Source organism: Bifidobacterium sp. ESL0784, from assembly GCF_029433295.1.
Lineage (GTDB): Bacteria > Actinomycetota > Actinomycetes > Actinomycetales > Bifidobacteriaceae > Bifidobacterium.
The window spans coordinates 129,058-145,509 of record NZ_JAQTHV010000003.1 but is presented as its reverse complement, the minus strand read 5'-3'; the positions used below and the strand labels follow the sequence as shown (position 1 = coordinate 145,509).

The following is a 16,452-nucleotide window of genomic DNA, read 5'->3' as shown; positions in this document are numbered from 1 at the left end:
GTTTGAATGTGTCCAGTTCATGTTGAGCTGGACACATTTACATATCGGACATCTGATGTCCGGCAGTAAACCGCATATGGTGAGAAGCGATGCCATTTTATGATATGCAATAATTTGTGTTATAAAATAATCTGGCATGATAATTAATCATGAGTAATGCCCTTGTAGCAATGATTGCTGATATGTACCAATAATTTCGCTGGTAACTATGTGGTAACAGTGTGCAGGTATACTACTTTTCATGTCTGAAACAAAAGAAACCACTATGAAAACGCGCGAAAACAGCGCGTCGGGCCTGACAGTGGACGAGAACCATCCACTGGTCGAGCTCTCGCACGTCGAAAAGCATTTCGGCAAACTCCATGTCTTGAAAGACATCAATCTCAAGGTCAACAAGGGCGAAGTGCTAGTCGTCGTCGGGCCTTCCGGATCTGGTAAATCCACGATGTGCCGGACCATCAATCGACTCGAGACCATCGATTCCGGCACCATCCGCATCGACGGCCAGCCTTTGCCGCAGGAAGGCAAGGAGCTCGCCAACCTGCGCGCCGAGGTCGGCATGGTCTTCCAGCAGTTCAACCTGTTCGCCAACAAGACGATTCTGCAGAACGTCACGCTCGCGCCGGTCAAGGTGCGTCACATGGACAAGAAGGACGCAGACGACCTAGGCATGGACCTTCTGGCCCGCGTCGGAGTGGAGAGCCAGGCCAACAAGATGCCTTCGCAGCTTTCCGGCGGCCAGCAGCAGCGCGTCGCCATCGCCCGCGCACTGGCCATGCAGCCCAAGATCATGCTGTTCGACGAACCCACTAGCGCCCTTGATCCGGAAATGGTCAACGAGGTGCTCGACGTGATGATCAAGCTCGCGAGCGAAGGCATGACCATGATCTGCGTGACCCACGAGATGGGCTTCGCGCGTAAGGCTGCCGACCATATCGTTTTCATGGCGGACGGTCAGATTCTGGAAAAGGGCACGCCCGACGAGTTCTTCGACCATCCGAAGACCGAACGTGCCAAAGACTTCCTTTCCAAGATCCTTACGCACTGACTCCCTGCGCGTGTGCGCCGAAATCGGATTTTCAGATCAATGGAATTCGACAGTTAAGCATGGTGCGCGCTTCGAAAACAATATGAAATATCAATCGTTAATCCGCTAAAAGGCGAATGGGGAAGTATCGGGAAAGCAAAAGTCTATGAAACCATCATTCAACCATCTTTCGCGCATCTGGCGCAGGGTCCTCGCGGCTTTCTGCGCCTTGGCATGCGTGTTCACCGTGGCCGCGTGCGGCTCGGGCAACGAAGCGGGCAAGATCCGCATCGGCATCAAGTTCGACCAGCCCGGCGTCGGCTTCAAGAAATCTGGCACCTACGTCGGTTTCGACGTGGATGTGGCGCGCTACATCGCCCGCAAACTCGGCTATTCCGACGACGAGATCGTCTGGAAAGAAGCACCCAGCAAGCAGCGTGAGGCCATGCTGCAGAACGGTGACGTCGACATGATCGTCGCCAGCTATTCCATCACCGACGAACGTAAGAAGGCCGTCAGCTTCGCCGGGCCGTACTTCGTTGCCGGACAGGACCTGATGGTCCGCAAGGACGACCATGACATCACCGGACCCGACAGCCTCAACGGCAAGCGCCTCTGCTCGGTGACCGGCTCGACATCGGCCGAAGTGGTCAAGCAGAAGTTCTCGTCCAAAGTGCAGCTGATGGAGCAGCCCGGCTACGCGGAATGCGCGACGGCGCTGTTCAGCGGCATCGTCGATGCGGTAACCACCGACGACATCATTCTGGCCGGTCTCGCCTCCAACGCCCGCGGCAGGCTGCGACTCATCGGAAAGCCGTTCACACAGGAATATTACGGTGTCGGTGTCAAGAAAGGCGATATCAAGTTCGCCAAGAAGATCGACAAGGCCATCGCCCAAATGGAGAAAGACGGCTCCTGGCAGCGTTATATCAACGACAATACGCGCGGTGTGAAATATAAGCCGAATATGAAATACAATCCGCCGACGCCGGACCTCGGAAAGACGGGAGCCGCGAAATGAATGAATTCATGCAATTGTTCAGCCAATACAATGTGCCTGGCGCCTTCCTCGTCAATATCGAGCTGACGCTTTGGTCTGCGCTGTTCTCGCTGATATTGGGAGTCATCCTCCTGATGATGCGCATCTCCCCGATTTCCTCGTTGCGAACTGTGGCAGGTGCTTATGTCGAGTTCTTCAAGAACATGCCGTTGACCATCATCATGGTCTTCATGGTGCTCGGCGCATTCGCCCAGCTGAAGCTGACGTTCTCCAACTCGTTCGCCACCAACTTCTTCTGGCTCGCTGTCACCGGCTTGTCGCTATACACGGCGGCCTTCGTCTGCGAATCCCTGCGTTCCGGTATCAACACCGTGCCGCTCGGACAGGCCGAAGCCGCACGTGCCTTGGGATTGAACTTCATGCAATCGGCCACGCAGATCATTCTGCCGCAGGCCTTCCGCGGTTCCGTCGCACCACTTGGCAACACGTTGATCGCATTGCTCAAGAACTCGACGGTCGCTGCGGCCGCATCGGTTGCTACGGAAACGTCCAGCCTGATGAGCGAGATGATCGAGTTCCATGCGAACTCCATCGTCGCCATCTTCCTGATCTTCGCGTTCGGCTACGTCATCCTGATCATACCCATCGGGGCACTGACCACATTCCTTTCCAACAAGCTCGCGGTACGGAGGTGAACGCATGAGCAAGAACAACAACGAATCATCCGTGCTCTTTGATGAGCCGGGGCCGAAAGGCAAACGCACCATTCGCATCGCCAACTGGATCGGCGGCATCATCGTCGCCATTCTCGTGGTGCTCATCCTCATGCGCCTGCACAACCCACCGGATGGCGAGAACCAGCTGGACTGGGAGCTTTGGAAGCCGGCGCTTGACGGTGAGGCCTGGACGGACTTCTATTTGCCAGGACTTTGGATGACCATCAAAGCCGCAGTGCTTGCAGTCATCGGATCGGTCGTTTTCGGCCTGATCTTCGGCATCGGCAGGCTTTTGCCGAGTAGGATCGTGCGGGCAGTATCCGGCGTCATCGTCGAATTCTGCCGCGCGGTGCCGGTCTTGATGTTCATGATTTTCTTCTGGAGGCTTTTCTCCTTCATGGGCATCCAAAGCGCGTCCTACTGGGCCGTAGTGCTGGGCCTGATTCTCTACAACGGCTCAGTGGTCGCGGAATTGGTGCGAAGCGGCGTGGGCAACCTGCCTGGAGGCCAGCGTGAGGCTTCTTTGGCTCTCGGCTTGACCACCACGCAGTCCCTGATGCAGGTCGAAGTGCCTCAGGCGGTCTACGCTATGCTGCCGGCCGCTGTCACCCAGTTGGTCGTGGTCTTGAAGGACACGGCTCTCGGCTCGATCATCATGTATACGGATCTGTTGCAGGAATCGCGCCGCTTGGGCTCGATGTACTTCAACATCCTGCAGACGCTGGTCGTTGCCGGCGTGGTCTACTTCATCGTTTGCGCCTTGCTGTCCAAGCTTGCAGAATGGCTGCCGAGCCGTATGCAGGCCCGCACCGCCGCTCCGGCCGAACCTGAGCCGGTTGCGCCGATCGCCATCATGGATGCTTCGAACGTCAATCAGATCGCGGTCGCCAAGGAAGTGGACGAAGATCGTTACGGCGGTGTGCCTCGTAAATATCATGTCCATCATCGCGGCACGAACGCTTCGGTCCGTCATTGGAGGCAGACCCGCTACGAACAGGGTTATGACGCCACGCATCCCGAAAGCGAAAAGGAACCTGATCATGTCGAGTTTCCTGACATCCCGCTGCCGGGCAAGAAGTCCCATCCGCACGAGGACAAGCCGGACAAGGGTAAAAACGATAAGTAGTTAGCAGCTGCAAATCGTATGAAATGGTGGCTATCGGTTTTCCGATGGTCGCCATTTTCCGTAGTGAGCGGACGATAGAGTTGGGATTATGGCACAGAGTTTAGGTCAGTTGGCACCAAGTTGGGACGGCGACGGGGACGAGAAACGCAATATCGACGCCGACGAGATTTACGATAGGTTCTTCGGATGGGTCAAGGATGTCAAGGGGATTGATCCGTGGCCGCATCAGGAAGAGGCCGTCATGGATCTCTTGGCCGGTGACCATGTCATTTTGAGCACGCCTACCGGTTCCGGCAAATCGCTGGTGGCGCTGGGCATGCATTTTGCGGCGCTGTGTACCGGACGGCGTTCATATTACACTGCGCCCATCAAGGCTTTGGTTTCCGAGAAATTCTTCGATTTGGTCGAGGCATTCGGACGTGACAATGTCGGTATGATTACCGGTGATACCAGCATCAATTCCGACGCGCCGATTATCTGCTGCACCGCGGAGATCCTGGCCAATCAGGCGCTGCGTGAGGGCGTGAACGCCGATATCGGCTGTGTGGCGATGGACGAGTTCCATTATTACGGCGATGCTGACCGCGGGTGGGCTTGGCAGGTGCCGCTGCTGACGCTTCCCAAAACGCAATTCCTTTTGATGAGCGCGACGCTCGGCAATGTCAACGCCATCGCCGACAAGCTCGAGGACATTACTCGGCGCGATGTAGATGTCATCGACGATGCGCCGAGACCGGTGCCGCTGAGCTACGAATACACCGATAAGCAACTTGCCGGTACTGTGGAACTGCTGTTCAACCGCAGCGATACTCCTATTTATGTCGTTCATTTTTCACAGGATGCAGCGCTCGAAACCGCACAGGCGCTTGCCAGTACTGGTGTCTCCAGCAAGGAGCAACGTAAGGCCATCACCGAAGCCATCAAAGGAACTCGCTTCACAACGGCGTTTGGCAAGATTCTGCAACGGCTACTGCGTACCGGCGTCGGCATCCATCACGCGGGTATGCTGCCGCGCTACCGGCGTTTGGTTGAGCAGCTCGCCCAGCAAGGCCTGCTGCCGGTCATCTGCGGCACCGATACGCTCGGTGTGGGCATCAATGTGCCGATTCATTCGGTCGTCTTGACCCAGCTCACCAAATTCGACGGGTTCAAGATGCGCAAGCTGCGCGCCCGCGAGTTCCATCAGATCGCCGGACGTGCCGGACGCATGGGCTTCGACACCGAAGGTCTGGTGGTGGCCGAGGCGCCTGAATTTGAGATCGAGAATGCGCGAGCCATCGCCAAAGCCAACGGAGACCCGAAGAAACTCAAGAAGATCAAGCGCAAGAAACCGCAGGAGGGTTTCGTCACCTGGAACAAGGGGACGTTCGACAAGCTCATCGAAGCCGCACCCGAAACCCTTGTGCCACATATGAAAATCAGCCATTCCATGGTCTTGAACGAAGTGGCACAGGGTGGCGACGCGCGGGCCCGCATCGACAAGCTCATCGACGACTCCTCACAGACCCCCGAGCAGAAGGAACATCTGTACGAGCGCGCTGACGAAATCTTCCAGACCATGTTCGATTCGTCTTTCATCGAAGCGGAAGACAACGGCCGTGGTGGCAAGGATTACTTCCTCGCCGTCGACGTGCCGGACAACTTCGCGCTCGACCAGCCGCTTTCACCGTTCCTTTTGGCGGCGCTGGAACTGCTTGATCCGGAATCCGATACCTACGCGCTGGATGTCATCTCTATGGTCGAGGCGACGCTCGAAGACCCGAAACAGGTCCTGAAAGCCCAGCAACGGCAGGCTCGTGACAAGGCGATGGCCGAAATGAAGGCCGATGGGCTCGACTACGACGAGCGCATTGACAAGCTGCAGGAAGTCACCTGGCCCAAGCCACTCGAGGCAATGCTTGATGCCGCCTTCGACGAATACCGCCGCGATGTGCCGTGGGCCAATGACTACGAGCTCAGTCCCAAATCCGTGGTGCGCGACATGGTGGAGACGGCCAGCGATTTCACCGGCTACATCGCCCGCTACAACATAGCGAGGAGCGAAGGCACGCTATTGCGCTACCTTTCCGACGCCTACCGTTCGTTGGCGCGTACCGTCCCCGTCGAAAAACGCAACGACGAGCTGGAAGACATCATTTCCTGGCTGCGTGTGGTCGTGCGTTCCGTCGATTCCAGTTTGGTCGACGAATGGGAGAATGCCGGAGGCGATTCCGCCGCCGATGCTGAAAGCGCCGCGCTGACCGCCGCCGCGCCGGGTGGCAAGGCTGCTGTGGTGGAGGACAGACGCGGACTCATCGTGCTCATCCGCAACGCCATGTTCCGCCGTATCCAGCTCATGGATCAGGACAGGCCGGAGGAGCTTGGTGCGCTCGACAAGGACTGGGGTTACGGTGTGCACGAATGGGAGGACGCGCTCGACGACTACTACGACGAACACGAGTATGTCGGCATCGATCAAAAGGCCCGCAGCGGCGATCTTTTCATTCTGGATGATCGCAACGAGGCCAAGGAGCACACCTGGAAAGTGCGGCAGATTATCGACGATTCCGACGGCGACCACGACTGGGCCATCACCGGCACTGTCGACCTTGATGCCACACAGGAAAGCGGCGAGGTGGTCTTTCTGGATTATCGTGTCAATAACGACGGGCTTGACTGATAGGAAGAGTGCTTGATTCGCATAGTATACGAACAAATGTTCGAATAGTGGGGTAAGGTGAAAGCATGACCGAAGACTTGTTCAGCGCCGCCGATGCGCCCGAAGACGTGACCCGTCCGCTTGCCGTGCGCATGCGGCCGACGACGCTTGATGATGTGGTGGGCCAGCAGCAGGTGCTGGGCGAGGGATCGCCGTTGCGCAGGCTCGCCAGCCCCGCGTCGAAAGGGTCGCTGACTGCGCCAAGCTCGATTATTCTGTTCGGTCCTCCCGGAGTTGGCAAGACCACGTTGGCCTATATCGTCGCGCAACAATCTGGACGCGATTTTGAGGAGCTTTCCGCCGTCACTTCCGGCGTCAAGGATGTGCGTGCCGTCTTGCAACGCGCCCATGAGCGGTTGGTGACGCAAGGGCGGGAGACCGTGCTGTTTATTGACGAGGTTCACCGTTTTTCCAAATCCCAGCAGGATGCGCTGCTCCCCAGTGTCGAGAACCGCGATGTCACCTTCATCGGTGCGACCACGGAAAATCCAAGTTTTTCCATCAATAAGCCGTTGCTGAGCCGGTCGGTGGTCGTCAAACTTGAATCGTTGGAACCTGACGATTTGAAGACCTTGATCACCCGTGCGCTGGAAAGTGAGCACGGGCTTAAAGGTGAAGTGAAAGCCAGCGACGAAGCGGTAAATGAGATCATCCGCATGGCTGGAGGCGACGGACGCAAGACGTTGACCATCCTCGAGGCGGCTGCCGGTGCGGTCACCGGTGACAAGGAACGCAAGAAAGGTGCTCGCAAGCCGGTTATCACTCCCGATATCGTCTCGAAAGTCATGGATTCGGCGACCGTGCGCTACGACAAGGATGGCGACGACCATTACGATGTCGCTTCCGCGTTCATCAAATCGATGCGGGGATCGGATCCGGATGCTGCATTGCACTATCTGGCTCGCATGTTGCGGGCGGGGGAAGACCCACGTTTTATCGCCCGCCGTATCATGATCGCCTCGGCTGAAGAGGTTGGCATGGCCGCACCGCAGATTCTCGAACTCACTGTTGCCGCGGCGCAGGCGGTTGCCATGGTCGGCATGCCTGAGGCACGGATTATCCTTTCGGAGGCGGTAATTGCAGTGGCCACGGCTCCCAAGTCCAACGCCAGCTACAACGCCATCAATCAGGCGCTCGCCGACGTCGATTCGGGCATGATTGGTCAGGTGCCGTTGTGGCTGCGCAACGCTCCGACCAAACTCATGAAGGACTGGGGCAACAAGGAAGGCTATGTCTACGCTCATGACGTGCCGGGAGCCGTTGCCACTCAGCAATATATGCCCGACGAGCTGGTTGGCCGCGAATACTACCATCCCAACGATCGTGGTTATGAGCGTGAGGTCGGACCGAGGCTGGAGAAGATTCGCGGGATCCTTCATGGAGACAACGCCAAAAGACGAGAAGAGCCAGACGACAAGTCCGGCGAGATTCAAAACAAATAGTCAAAAAATAGTTAGTATTATTAAAGAATAAATTAATTAAGGAGTGTCGATGGCAGACAAAACCAACAAGGGTGAAAAACTTATCGTCAGCTGCATACCTGTTGACGAAAAGGACAGGCGGCGTTTCCTCGATGCGGCCGGAGATGTGCCCATCAAATTCTGTGGAGATCCCGAGCACTACGGTGATATGAAGGTCAGGGCAGAGATTCCCGAGGAACTGCGAGGAAAAGCCACGGCGGTGCTGGGCAACTTCGATCCGGCCATCGCCGACCAATTCACCAGCCTCGAGTGGCTGCAGACCTGGAGCGCCGGTGTCGACGCATATATCAAGCCAGGCGTCTTGCCCGAAGGCGTGACAGTCACCAGTGCTACTGGAGCTTACGGCCAGTCCGTTTCCGAGCACATGATCGCGATGATGTGGGCATTGATGAAGAACTTTACGCTCTATGTTCGAAATCAAGAAGCGCATCAATGGATGGACGAAGGTACTGTGCTCACGCCGAAGGGCGCGACCGCGTTGGTCATCGGCACCGGCGACATCGGCTCACACTTCGCGGGTCTCGCCAAGGGCGCCGGCATGCATACTGTCGGTGTGCGTCGTAGCGCCAACAAACCCGTCGACGGCATTGATGAGATGCACGGATTCGATGAGCTTGACGAGCTGTTGCCGCAGGCTGATGTGGTTGCGCTGTCTTTGCCAAGGGCTGCCGATACTCATCATCTGATCGATGCGCGCAGGCTTGCAATGCTGAAGAAAGATGCCATCGTCATCAACGGCGGTCGCGGCGATGCGGTCGATGATGATGCTCTGGCCGAAGCTTTAAACCGCAAGGAGATTCGCGGTGCCGGTGTCGACGTGTTCGAAACCGAACCTCTGCCCGCTTCCCACCCGCTTTGGGATGAGCCCCGTTGCATCATGACCCCGCATGTCGCCGGCGGCAGCCACTTGGCCACCAATGATGCCCATATTGTCGATATCGCGGTGGCCAACGTTCGTCGCTATGCCAATGGCGAGCCGCTCCAGGACAATGCCCATCGCTGAGTTCCAAGTATGTCCTGTCTGCTTGTTTTCTGCGGATGATTGAGAGAAGCTCGATATTCTTATGATTCGATGATTGGAATAGGCGTCAATAAGACAATCCACATGAATGAAATATAACCGATAAAGAAGCTACAAGGAATCCGCCACTGATGCACATGATCAGTGGCGGATTCCTTCGTATACAATCCTGAAACAAATCAGGCTTTACTTGTAAGCCTCATCGAGCTGGGCTTCCATGTCGTCGAAACGGTCGACCTGCGGATGGAAGATCGGGTGGCCGGCGGCTACCACGAGCAGTGGTTTCTCAAGCGTACGCAGGTTGTCGACCGGATTCTCTTCAAGGACGAGCAGATCGGCGGACTTGCCGACCTCCAGGGAACCAGTCACGTCGCTTAAGCCCAGGATTTCGGCGGTGACCTGCGTGCCGGCGTGGAATGCTTCGGCAGGAGTGAAACCGGCGAAGCGGACGAGCAACGCCATTTCGCGCCAGGTGCCGTACTGCGGCACGAACGGCATGGCGGTGTCGGTGCCGACGCCGACCTTGATGCCGACCTCATGCGCCTGCTTTGCCCCGTTGACCATGCCTTCGACCACGGGCACTGAATTCTGCATCTGGATGTCGGTCATGTTGAGTGTTTCCTGCGAAAGATACTTCATTGGCAGGCCTGCGGAAAGTGTGGGTTCCAAAGCGCTATAGCTGCGAAGTGAGTTCGGGTTGTTGAGGAAAAGGTCGGTCAGCTCGTCATCTAGCGCGCAGCCATGTTCGATGGTATCGACGCCCGCCTTCAATGCGCGACGAACACCTTCCTCACTTTGGGCGTGTGCGGCGACGATGATGTCGTTGGCGTGTGCGGCTTCGCAGATTGCGCACATCTGCTCTTCGGTCATCTGCGGAGCGCCGGCCTCGCCGAGCACCTGAGAGTCAGTGACGCCGCCGGTGGCAGCGATCTTCAGCGCGTTGACGCCGTGGTCGATGCTGTATTCGGCTTCGCTGCGAGCCTCTTCAGGTGTGCTGCTTTCCATGGCAACCAGTGGAGCGCCGTGTCCGTCGGGAATCGCGAGCATCGGGCCGGCGGCCATGATGCGCGGACCCACCATCTTGCCGGCGTTGATGCGGTCGCGTATGGCGACGACCTCATAGCCGACGTCGCCTACGGTACGGATCGTGGTGACCCCGGAGTTCAGCAGCGTCATGATGTTGGACTTGCTGGTCTCGTACATGAAGAGCTTGCCGGGTGCCGAATGCATGATTTTCGCGGTTTTTCGCTGGCCTTCGGGCGTGCTACCCTTGGGGTCGAGCGGTTTGCCCTGCGAGAAGGTGTGGGTGTGGCCATTGATCATACCGGGGGAGACGAACTTGCCAGTGCCGTCGAGGCGGTGGTAGCCCGGAGGTACCACGACCGCGGTTGAAGGGCCGATTTTGCGAATCTTGCCCAGACCGTCGACCACGATGGTGGTGTCGTTTAAGGTACGGCCGTCAACGTCGCCGGTGGCTACACTGGCATGTTCGATGGCGAATGGTTCTATTGCGGTATTACGTGGTGCGTGCATATCGTCTCCTTGATAGGCAAAACAGTTTAAAAACAAGCTCTATCCCACTCTATCAGGATTTGGAAAACAACATCGCGGAAGAGATAAATTTGCCATTTCGTTTTTGCCGGTGTCACCAGGAGGTTCCAGAGGCTTGCCTATAGTCGTACGACCGAAAAAATCCCAATTTTAAGACTCAGCAATACGGCAAGATACAGTGTGCACAGAACGATGAACATCACATCCTTGCCGGCTATACGCATGGCGTGCCAGTGGGTGCGGTGAATGCCTTCCTCATAGCTACGTGCGTCGAGCGCCAGCGAAAGATTGTCCGAATGCCGCAGCGCGCCGGCGAAAATGGGAACGATGATGGCGACTATCGCCTTGATTCGTTTGGTGGGGGAACCGGTTTCGATGCTGCCGCCTCGTGCCGCCTGTGCGTCCATGATGTTGTGTGCCTCGTCCGCCAGCGTCGGCAGGAAGCGCAGTGCAAGGCTCATCACCAACGCCAGTTCCTGAGTATGAAAGCCCAATCGACGCAACGGGGAAAGCAGAGAGCCGAATCCGTCAGTCAGTGCCGTGGGCGTGGTGGTTTGCAACAGGATGATTCCCAGCAGAATGACCAGTCCGAAACGGCAGGTATAGAGTACCGCGGCCATTACGCCTTCGTCGGTGATTGGGAAATTCCAGAAGGTCACCAGAGGTTTGCCGGTACGTACGAAGAGCATGTTGATGACGCCCATCACCAACAGCAATACCAAAAATCCGCGCATCGAACGGAACAGACGTTTCGGGCCGAGTTTCGCAGCGGCCGCAAGAACGATGACCATCAGTGCGGTCAGACCAAGTTGTGGCAGGGAACTGACCATGAACGACGTGAACATCAGCACGAGAAATACGACCAGTTTCACGCGCGGGTCGAGACAAGCGATGATGCTCGGTTGTGCTGCGGTTTTGGAAGTCTTATCGTTATCTGCAAATTGTTTGCTGCCGCCGGACTGACGTGTGCTGGTTGATTGATTGTTGCCGGTGGATTGGTTGTTTTGATTGGCTGCAGATGAGACCTTGAATGATTTGAAATGTTCGGTGGCCGAAGAATGTTCAGTTGAATCTCGTTTCTGGCCGTTTTCGTTTGGTTCTGGCGTTTCTTGTGTGGTTACATTTTGATTTGAATTGCCGGATAGGCTATTTACGCCATGATCGTTTTCCGCAGGCTCACCGAGCATGATGACTCGATCAGCGAGCTGATGCGCCTGACGCGGGGAATGGGTGATGAGCACTATTGTGACACCGTGCGTGTTGAGGGTACGGACTAGTGCGTAGATGCGCTCGCTGGCGGTGGCGTCGAGACCGGCGGTCGGTTCGTCCAAAATAAGAATGCGCGGGTCACAGGCGATGATGCCGGCGATGGCCGCAAGCCGCTGTTGCCCGCCGGAAAGCGAGAATGGGGAACGCTCGGCGAGTTCGCTGATACCAAGCAACGCCAATGCCCGATCCACACGCTGATTAACCACTTGCTGCGGCAGGCCTTGGTTGTTGGGACCGTAGGCCACATCCTGCCGAACGGTTTCGGCGAACAGCTGGTGCTCCGGCTGTTGCATCACGAGCCCTACGCTGGAACGCAGCGCCTTCTTATCGCGTCGTGACATGGAATCGAAGTCAATGCCAGCCACTTTGATGGTGCCACTATCGGGTTTCGATAATGCGGTCATCAGCCGGGTCAGTGTGGATTTGCCGGTGCCGTTGCGTCCCATGATGGCCACAACCTCGCCTTGCTCGATGCGCGTGGAAAAATCATGCAGCGTGTCGACGTCGGATTTCGGGTAGCGGAACGAGACATGATCGAAAGCGATGGCGGGTTCACTGCGAGCGATCTCGGGATTCGCCATATCTGTCGATGCGGTATCGTCATTCGCCGTTTGCCGGCCTTTCGAGGCTGTATTGGCGGATTTTTCTGGATTGGTGTCAATAATCAAGCCATCGGGTTTCAGCATGCCGGTGTCATCGGCATTGGTCACTGAAAGCTTCAATGCAGCCTGGGTTTGCGAAAGCTCTACCAATCTGCCGTTTCCAAGACCGAGGATGCGGTCGGCCCGTTTCAATTCCTCTGGCCGATGCGTCACATGGACGATGGTGGTGCCTTTTTGCTGCAAGTTGTCGAGCACGCGCAACACATCGTGCTGCGCCTCGAGATCGAGCATCGCCGTCGGTTCGTCGAGCACGATCATCTTGGGATGCATGGCCAGTATTCCGGCGATGGCGATGCGTTGCTGCTGACCCCCACTCATACGTGATGGGTCATCAAGCAGGAAATCGTGCATGTCTACGGCGTCGAGCGATTCGTCGACCCGCGAAGTGATCTCGTCGGGTTGAAGCGCAAGGTTTTCCGGTCCGAACGCCACGTCATCGCCGACGACCGTGGTGATGATCTGGTCTGCCGGATTCTGAAAGACCGCGCCGATATCCCTGCGGGCTTTGCGGTATAGGTCGCTATGAGGTGTGCCAGAAGAAAATACATCATAACCGAGCAAGTTCACCAAGCCGTCATCGGGCGCCGCTAGGCCGGCGACAAGGCGTGCCAACGTGGATTTGCCCGATCCGTTCGGGCCGACCAGGCAAATACGCTCGCCGACGCGGATATCAAGGTCGACGCCATTCAAAGCCCATGATTTGCCGCCGTCGTAACTGAAACGTATGTCGTTCAGTCTTGCTGCGAAACCGTCGGCATCGTTTGGCTCGCTAACGTTTGGGCTGCCGGTTTCGTGAATGGGATGTATGTTCCGGGGATTGCCGTCTGTGCCGGAACCGTGGCCGGAACGGTACGTCGAAGCCGAGCCTTCGCTGTCATTGGACATGGAAGGCCCGTCTTCGACGAATGTAGTGGGAACCGTGGTCATATTTTGTCGATTCCTACCGGTTGAGCAGATTGGAAATCGGCTTGTAGATAAGGAAGGTGACCACGCCGTGAATCGCGAACTTGATGAGGTTGAACGGCAGGAGAATCGGGATTACCATCTTTAAGACCTGGGCCGTGGTCATGTGGGCGTAAATCGGTGTGATTAACAGATTGCCACCGATGGCCGCGATGAGACCGAAGACGACGCCGACCAGAATGCCGAGAAGCGCGCCGACGCGGGTGCGCATGCGCTTGTATACCATGGCCGCCGGAACGCTCAGGAACACGGAGACCGCAATGGACATGATGGCGCCCCAAGGGTTCATGAACAGGTGCGGGATCCAGCTCAACACGCTGACGATGAACGCCGCCATCGGACCGAATGCGAAGCCGGCGACCAGGCAGATGATGCCGGAAAGGTCGTATTTGAGCCACGGAACGCCCGGCATGATGGGAAACTCAATGAATGAGGCGGCCATCGCCAGCGCCACGAACAGGGCGTAGATGGCGATGCGTTGCGTCGACCAACGACCCTTGTCGGCGACTCCCGTGGAGTGCGAGGATTGCGTCTTGTCCTGAGAGTGGGAATCAGACGAATTTTGGGTATCAGAAATATTGCTCATGATGAGCCCCGTTTCTTTCATCCGGACTGTAACCGTTGGCCTCGGATTTTCACCGGATCGACCGCTTTCGCGGCTCGCGGGCTTCGGCAATGCTGTCGTTTTGAAACCGACAGTGTCGTTACCGCCAATAAGGAATTTCACCTTCCCTGAAACTTGCGTTTCTATCTATACCCGTATGCGTGGCCAAAAGTCAAACGATTTTGCGCAATCCGATAAACACAGATGTGTGCAGCACGAATTAGAGGTGTTCAGGAATTGCTTCAGGAACCTTTTTGCCGCCATCGTGTGTGAGTGCAAGAATAGGGGGTATGACTGAAAACAAGAAAACCGTGAATACAAATGGCGACGAAGCTAAGAATATCGTGAGTTCCGTGGAATCGCCGATTGAGAAACTGGCCATTGTCGTGGTGACCTATAAGCGGCAAAAGCTTCTGGCGAGGCTGTTCGATTCCATCAAGGCGCTGAACATCGCCCCCTGGCGTGTGGTTGTGGTCGACAACGAGCATAGTGACGACACCAAAGTGATGGTACGGCAATTCTCCGATGCCATCAATGCCGAATGGGGCAGCACGCAGCCCGACGAAAGCGGCAATACCCAGCGTGTGGTCTATGCTCCGCAGGAGGGCAACATCGGCGGTTCCGGCGGTTTCTCCAACGGGGTGAAAAAGGCCTACGAGCTTGGAGCCGAATGGTTCTGGGTGATGGATGACGACGTGGCCGTGCTTCCCAACGCCATCGGTCAGTTGGCCAAGTGGACGCCGCGTCACGACGTGATTCAAGGTTCTCGCCTCGACTACGACGGCGGCGACTTCTATTGGCAATACGATTTCATCGTCCCGCTCGGCATCCCGAACCCCATCGCACCTGCAGCGTTCGGGCCTTCCGGCTACCATACGATGGACACGATGTGCTTCGAAGGCGGACTGTTCCGCCGCAATATCGTCGAACAGATCGGCCTGCCGGACCCACGTTTCTTCATCTACTGGGACGACACGATCTATGGCTATCTGGCCAGTAAGGTGACCGATCCGATCGTGGTCAACGACAAGATCATCCAGCGCACCCGCGATATCGGCAACTGGGACATCGCCGGTGTCCGTCAGTTGAACTCGACCTCCGATATGAACCGCTACCATATCATGCGCAACCGCGGCTACATGGCCCGTTATTTCATGGCACACGGCGACTATCGTCCGGCACTTTTCGGCTTGGGTACAGTGCTTACGGCCATCAAGGAGGTCATCCGCATCTTCGCCGTCGATCGTGAACATGTCAAGCCGGGCCTCAAAGCCATTGCCAAGGGATGGGTCGACTCGCGAAAGCTCCTGCACGACCCGAACTGGCAGCCGATGCCGCCGCTGAAATAATGCAGCATAGATAGATTATGCGCCTGTAGGCTCAATTTAATTATTGGTATAAGCGTGTTGGCTATCGAGCGCGGTACAATGTCTACGATTATTTTGTTCCATTACCAAGAGGGGTAAGCGATGATAGAGACAGCACAAGCCTTTGGCGTTGATATCGGTGGTTCAGGTATCAAGGCTGCTCCCGTGGATTTGGAAAAGGGCGAGTTCGCCCTGCCGCGTCTGAAGATTCTCACCCCCGAGGTTTCTACGCCGGATGCCGTTGCGGCCGTTGTGCGTCAGGAACTCGAACATTTCGAGGTGCCTGCAGGCGCACCTGTCGGCATCGCCTTCCCTGCGCCCATCAAGCCGGGCAAGCCGCTCGATTTCATGGCCAACCTCGACAAGTCCTGGATCGGCCTTGACGTCACCGAGGTCTTCTCCAAGGCGTGCGGCCGTCCGGTCACCGTCGTCAACGACGCTGATGCGGCGGGACTCGCCGAACAGCAGTTTGGTGCGGCCAAAGGCGAGGATGGTCTGGTCATCGCCACCACACTTGGCACCGGCATCGGCACGGCGCTGATTTATCACGGCGTGTTGCTTCCGAACACCGAGCTCGGCCACATCCAGCTCGAAAAAGGCAAGGGCGATGCTGAAAAGTATGCGGCATCCTCGGTGCGTGACAAGAAGAGCCTGGGCTACAAGAAGTGGGCCAAGCGTCTGACCAAGTATTACGGTCTGCTCGAGAAATACTTCAGTCCCGACCTCTTCGTCGTCGGTGGCGGTGTAAGCCGTATGGCCGACAAGTTCCTGCCTTATATCGATATCAAGACCCCGATTGTGCAGGCCAAGCTGCGCAACGAGGCGGGCATTGTGGGCGCTGCGTATTATGCGACCACCAAGCTTGTCTGATCATTGAATTTTACTGGTTCCGTTCGGCTGGAAAGTCGGACGGAACTTTTCTATTGGTTGGATATCGTTGAAGTCCCAAAGCACAATCCGGGAATGG

The 16,452-nt window shown here is 56.7% G+C and carries 12 protein-coding genes and 1 riboswitch; of the genes, 9 read left to right on the top strand and 3 right to left on the bottom strand.

From position 1 onward, the window contains the following. The first annotated feature begins 265 nt into the window (after positions 1–265). The 7 genes from PT279_RS05160 (at position 266) to PT279_RS05130 (ending at position 9,051) form a co-directional block, all read left to right on the top strand. Positions 266–1,048, top strand: a complete 783-nt coding sequence (locus tag PT279_RS05160) for an amino acid ABC transporter ATP-binding protein (protein WP_277166241.1) — start codon at positions 266–268, stop codon at positions 1,046–1,048. A gap of 145 nt (positions 1,049–1,193) precedes the next feature. Then, complete coding sequence (locus PT279_RS05155; RefSeq protein WP_277166238.1) at positions 1,194–2,048, top strand: glutamate ABC transporter substrate-binding protein; 855 nt, start codon at positions 1,194–1,196, stop codon at positions 2,046–2,048. Then, positions 2,045–2,722, top strand: a complete 678-nt coding sequence (locus PT279_RS05150) for an ABC transporter permease subunit (RefSeq protein WP_277166235.1) — start codon at positions 2,045–2,047, stop codon at positions 2,720–2,722. The genes PT279_RS05155 and PT279_RS05150 overlap by 4 nt, the downstream gene beginning before the upstream one ends. Positions 2,723–2,726: 4 nt before the next feature. Next, positions 2,727–3,869, top strand: a complete 1,143-nt coding sequence (locus tag PT279_RS05145; RefSeq protein WP_277166232.1) for an amino acid ABC transporter permease — start codon at positions 2,727–2,729, stop codon at positions 3,867–3,869. 88 nt (positions 3,870–3,957) lie between these two features. Next, complete coding sequence (locus tag PT279_RS05140) at positions 3,958–6,528, top strand: DEAD/DEAH box helicase (protein ID WP_277166229.1); 2,571 nt, start codon at positions 3,958–3,960, stop codon at positions 6,526–6,528. A 65-nt stretch (positions 6,529–6,593) separates the two neighbouring features. Further along, positions 6,594–8,009, top strand: a complete 1,416-nt coding sequence (locus PT279_RS05135; protein WP_277166226.1) for a replication-associated recombination protein A — start codon at positions 6,594–6,596, stop codon at positions 8,007–8,009. 49 nt (positions 8,010–8,058) lie between these two features. Beyond that, positions 8,059–9,051 (top strand): D-2-hydroxyacid dehydrogenase, encoded by a 993-nt coding sequence (locus PT279_RS05130; protein ID WP_277166223.1) that lies wholly within the window; start codon positions 8,059–8,061, stop codon positions 9,049–9,051. 204 nt (positions 9,052–9,255) lie between these two features. Here PT279_RS05130 and PT279_RS05125 read toward each other — a convergent pair whose 3' ends face one another. The 3 genes from PT279_RS05125 to PT279_RS05115 all read right to left on the bottom strand — a co-directional run bounded on the left by PT279_RS05125 (position 9,256) and on the right by PT279_RS05115 (position 14,121). Then, complete coding sequence (locus PT279_RS05125) at positions 9,256–10,602, bottom strand: amidohydrolase family protein (protein WP_277166220.1); 1,347 nt, start codon at positions 10,600–10,602, stop codon at positions 9,256–9,258. A gap of 137 nt (positions 10,603–10,739) precedes the next feature. Further along, complete coding sequence (locus tag PT279_RS05120; protein ID WP_277166217.1) at positions 10,740–13,478, bottom strand: energy-coupling factor transporter ATPase; 2,739 nt, start codon at positions 13,476–13,478, stop codon at positions 10,740–10,742. 13 nt (positions 13,479–13,491) lie between these two features. Next, positions 13,492–14,121 carry an ECF transporter S component gene (locus PT279_RS05115; protein WP_277166213.1) on the bottom strand — a complete coding sequence of 210 codons (630 nt, stop codon included), beginning with the start codon at positions 14,119–14,121 and terminating at the stop codon, positions 13,492–13,494. Next, positions 14,106–14,258, bottom strand: a riboswitch (FMN riboswitch). (Overlaps the previous gene by 16 nt.) A 150-nt stretch (positions 14,259–14,408) precedes the next feature. Between PT279_RS05115 and PT279_RS05110 the strand changes: the two genes are divergently transcribed. Beyond that, positions 14,409–15,467 carry a glycosyltransferase family 2 protein gene (locus tag PT279_RS05110; RefSeq protein ID WP_277166210.1) on the top strand — a complete coding sequence of 353 codons (1,059 nt, stop codon included), beginning with the start codon at positions 14,409–14,411 and terminating at the stop codon, positions 15,465–15,467. A gap of 120 nt (positions 15,468–15,587) precedes the next feature. Continuing rightward, positions 15,588–16,355, top strand: coding sequence for a polyphosphate--glucose phosphotransferase (gene ppgK, locus PT279_RS05105; RefSeq protein ID WP_277166208.1), 768 nt, complete (start codon positions 15,588–15,590; stop codon positions 16,353–16,355). Positions 16,356–16,452: the final 97 nt, after the last annotated feature.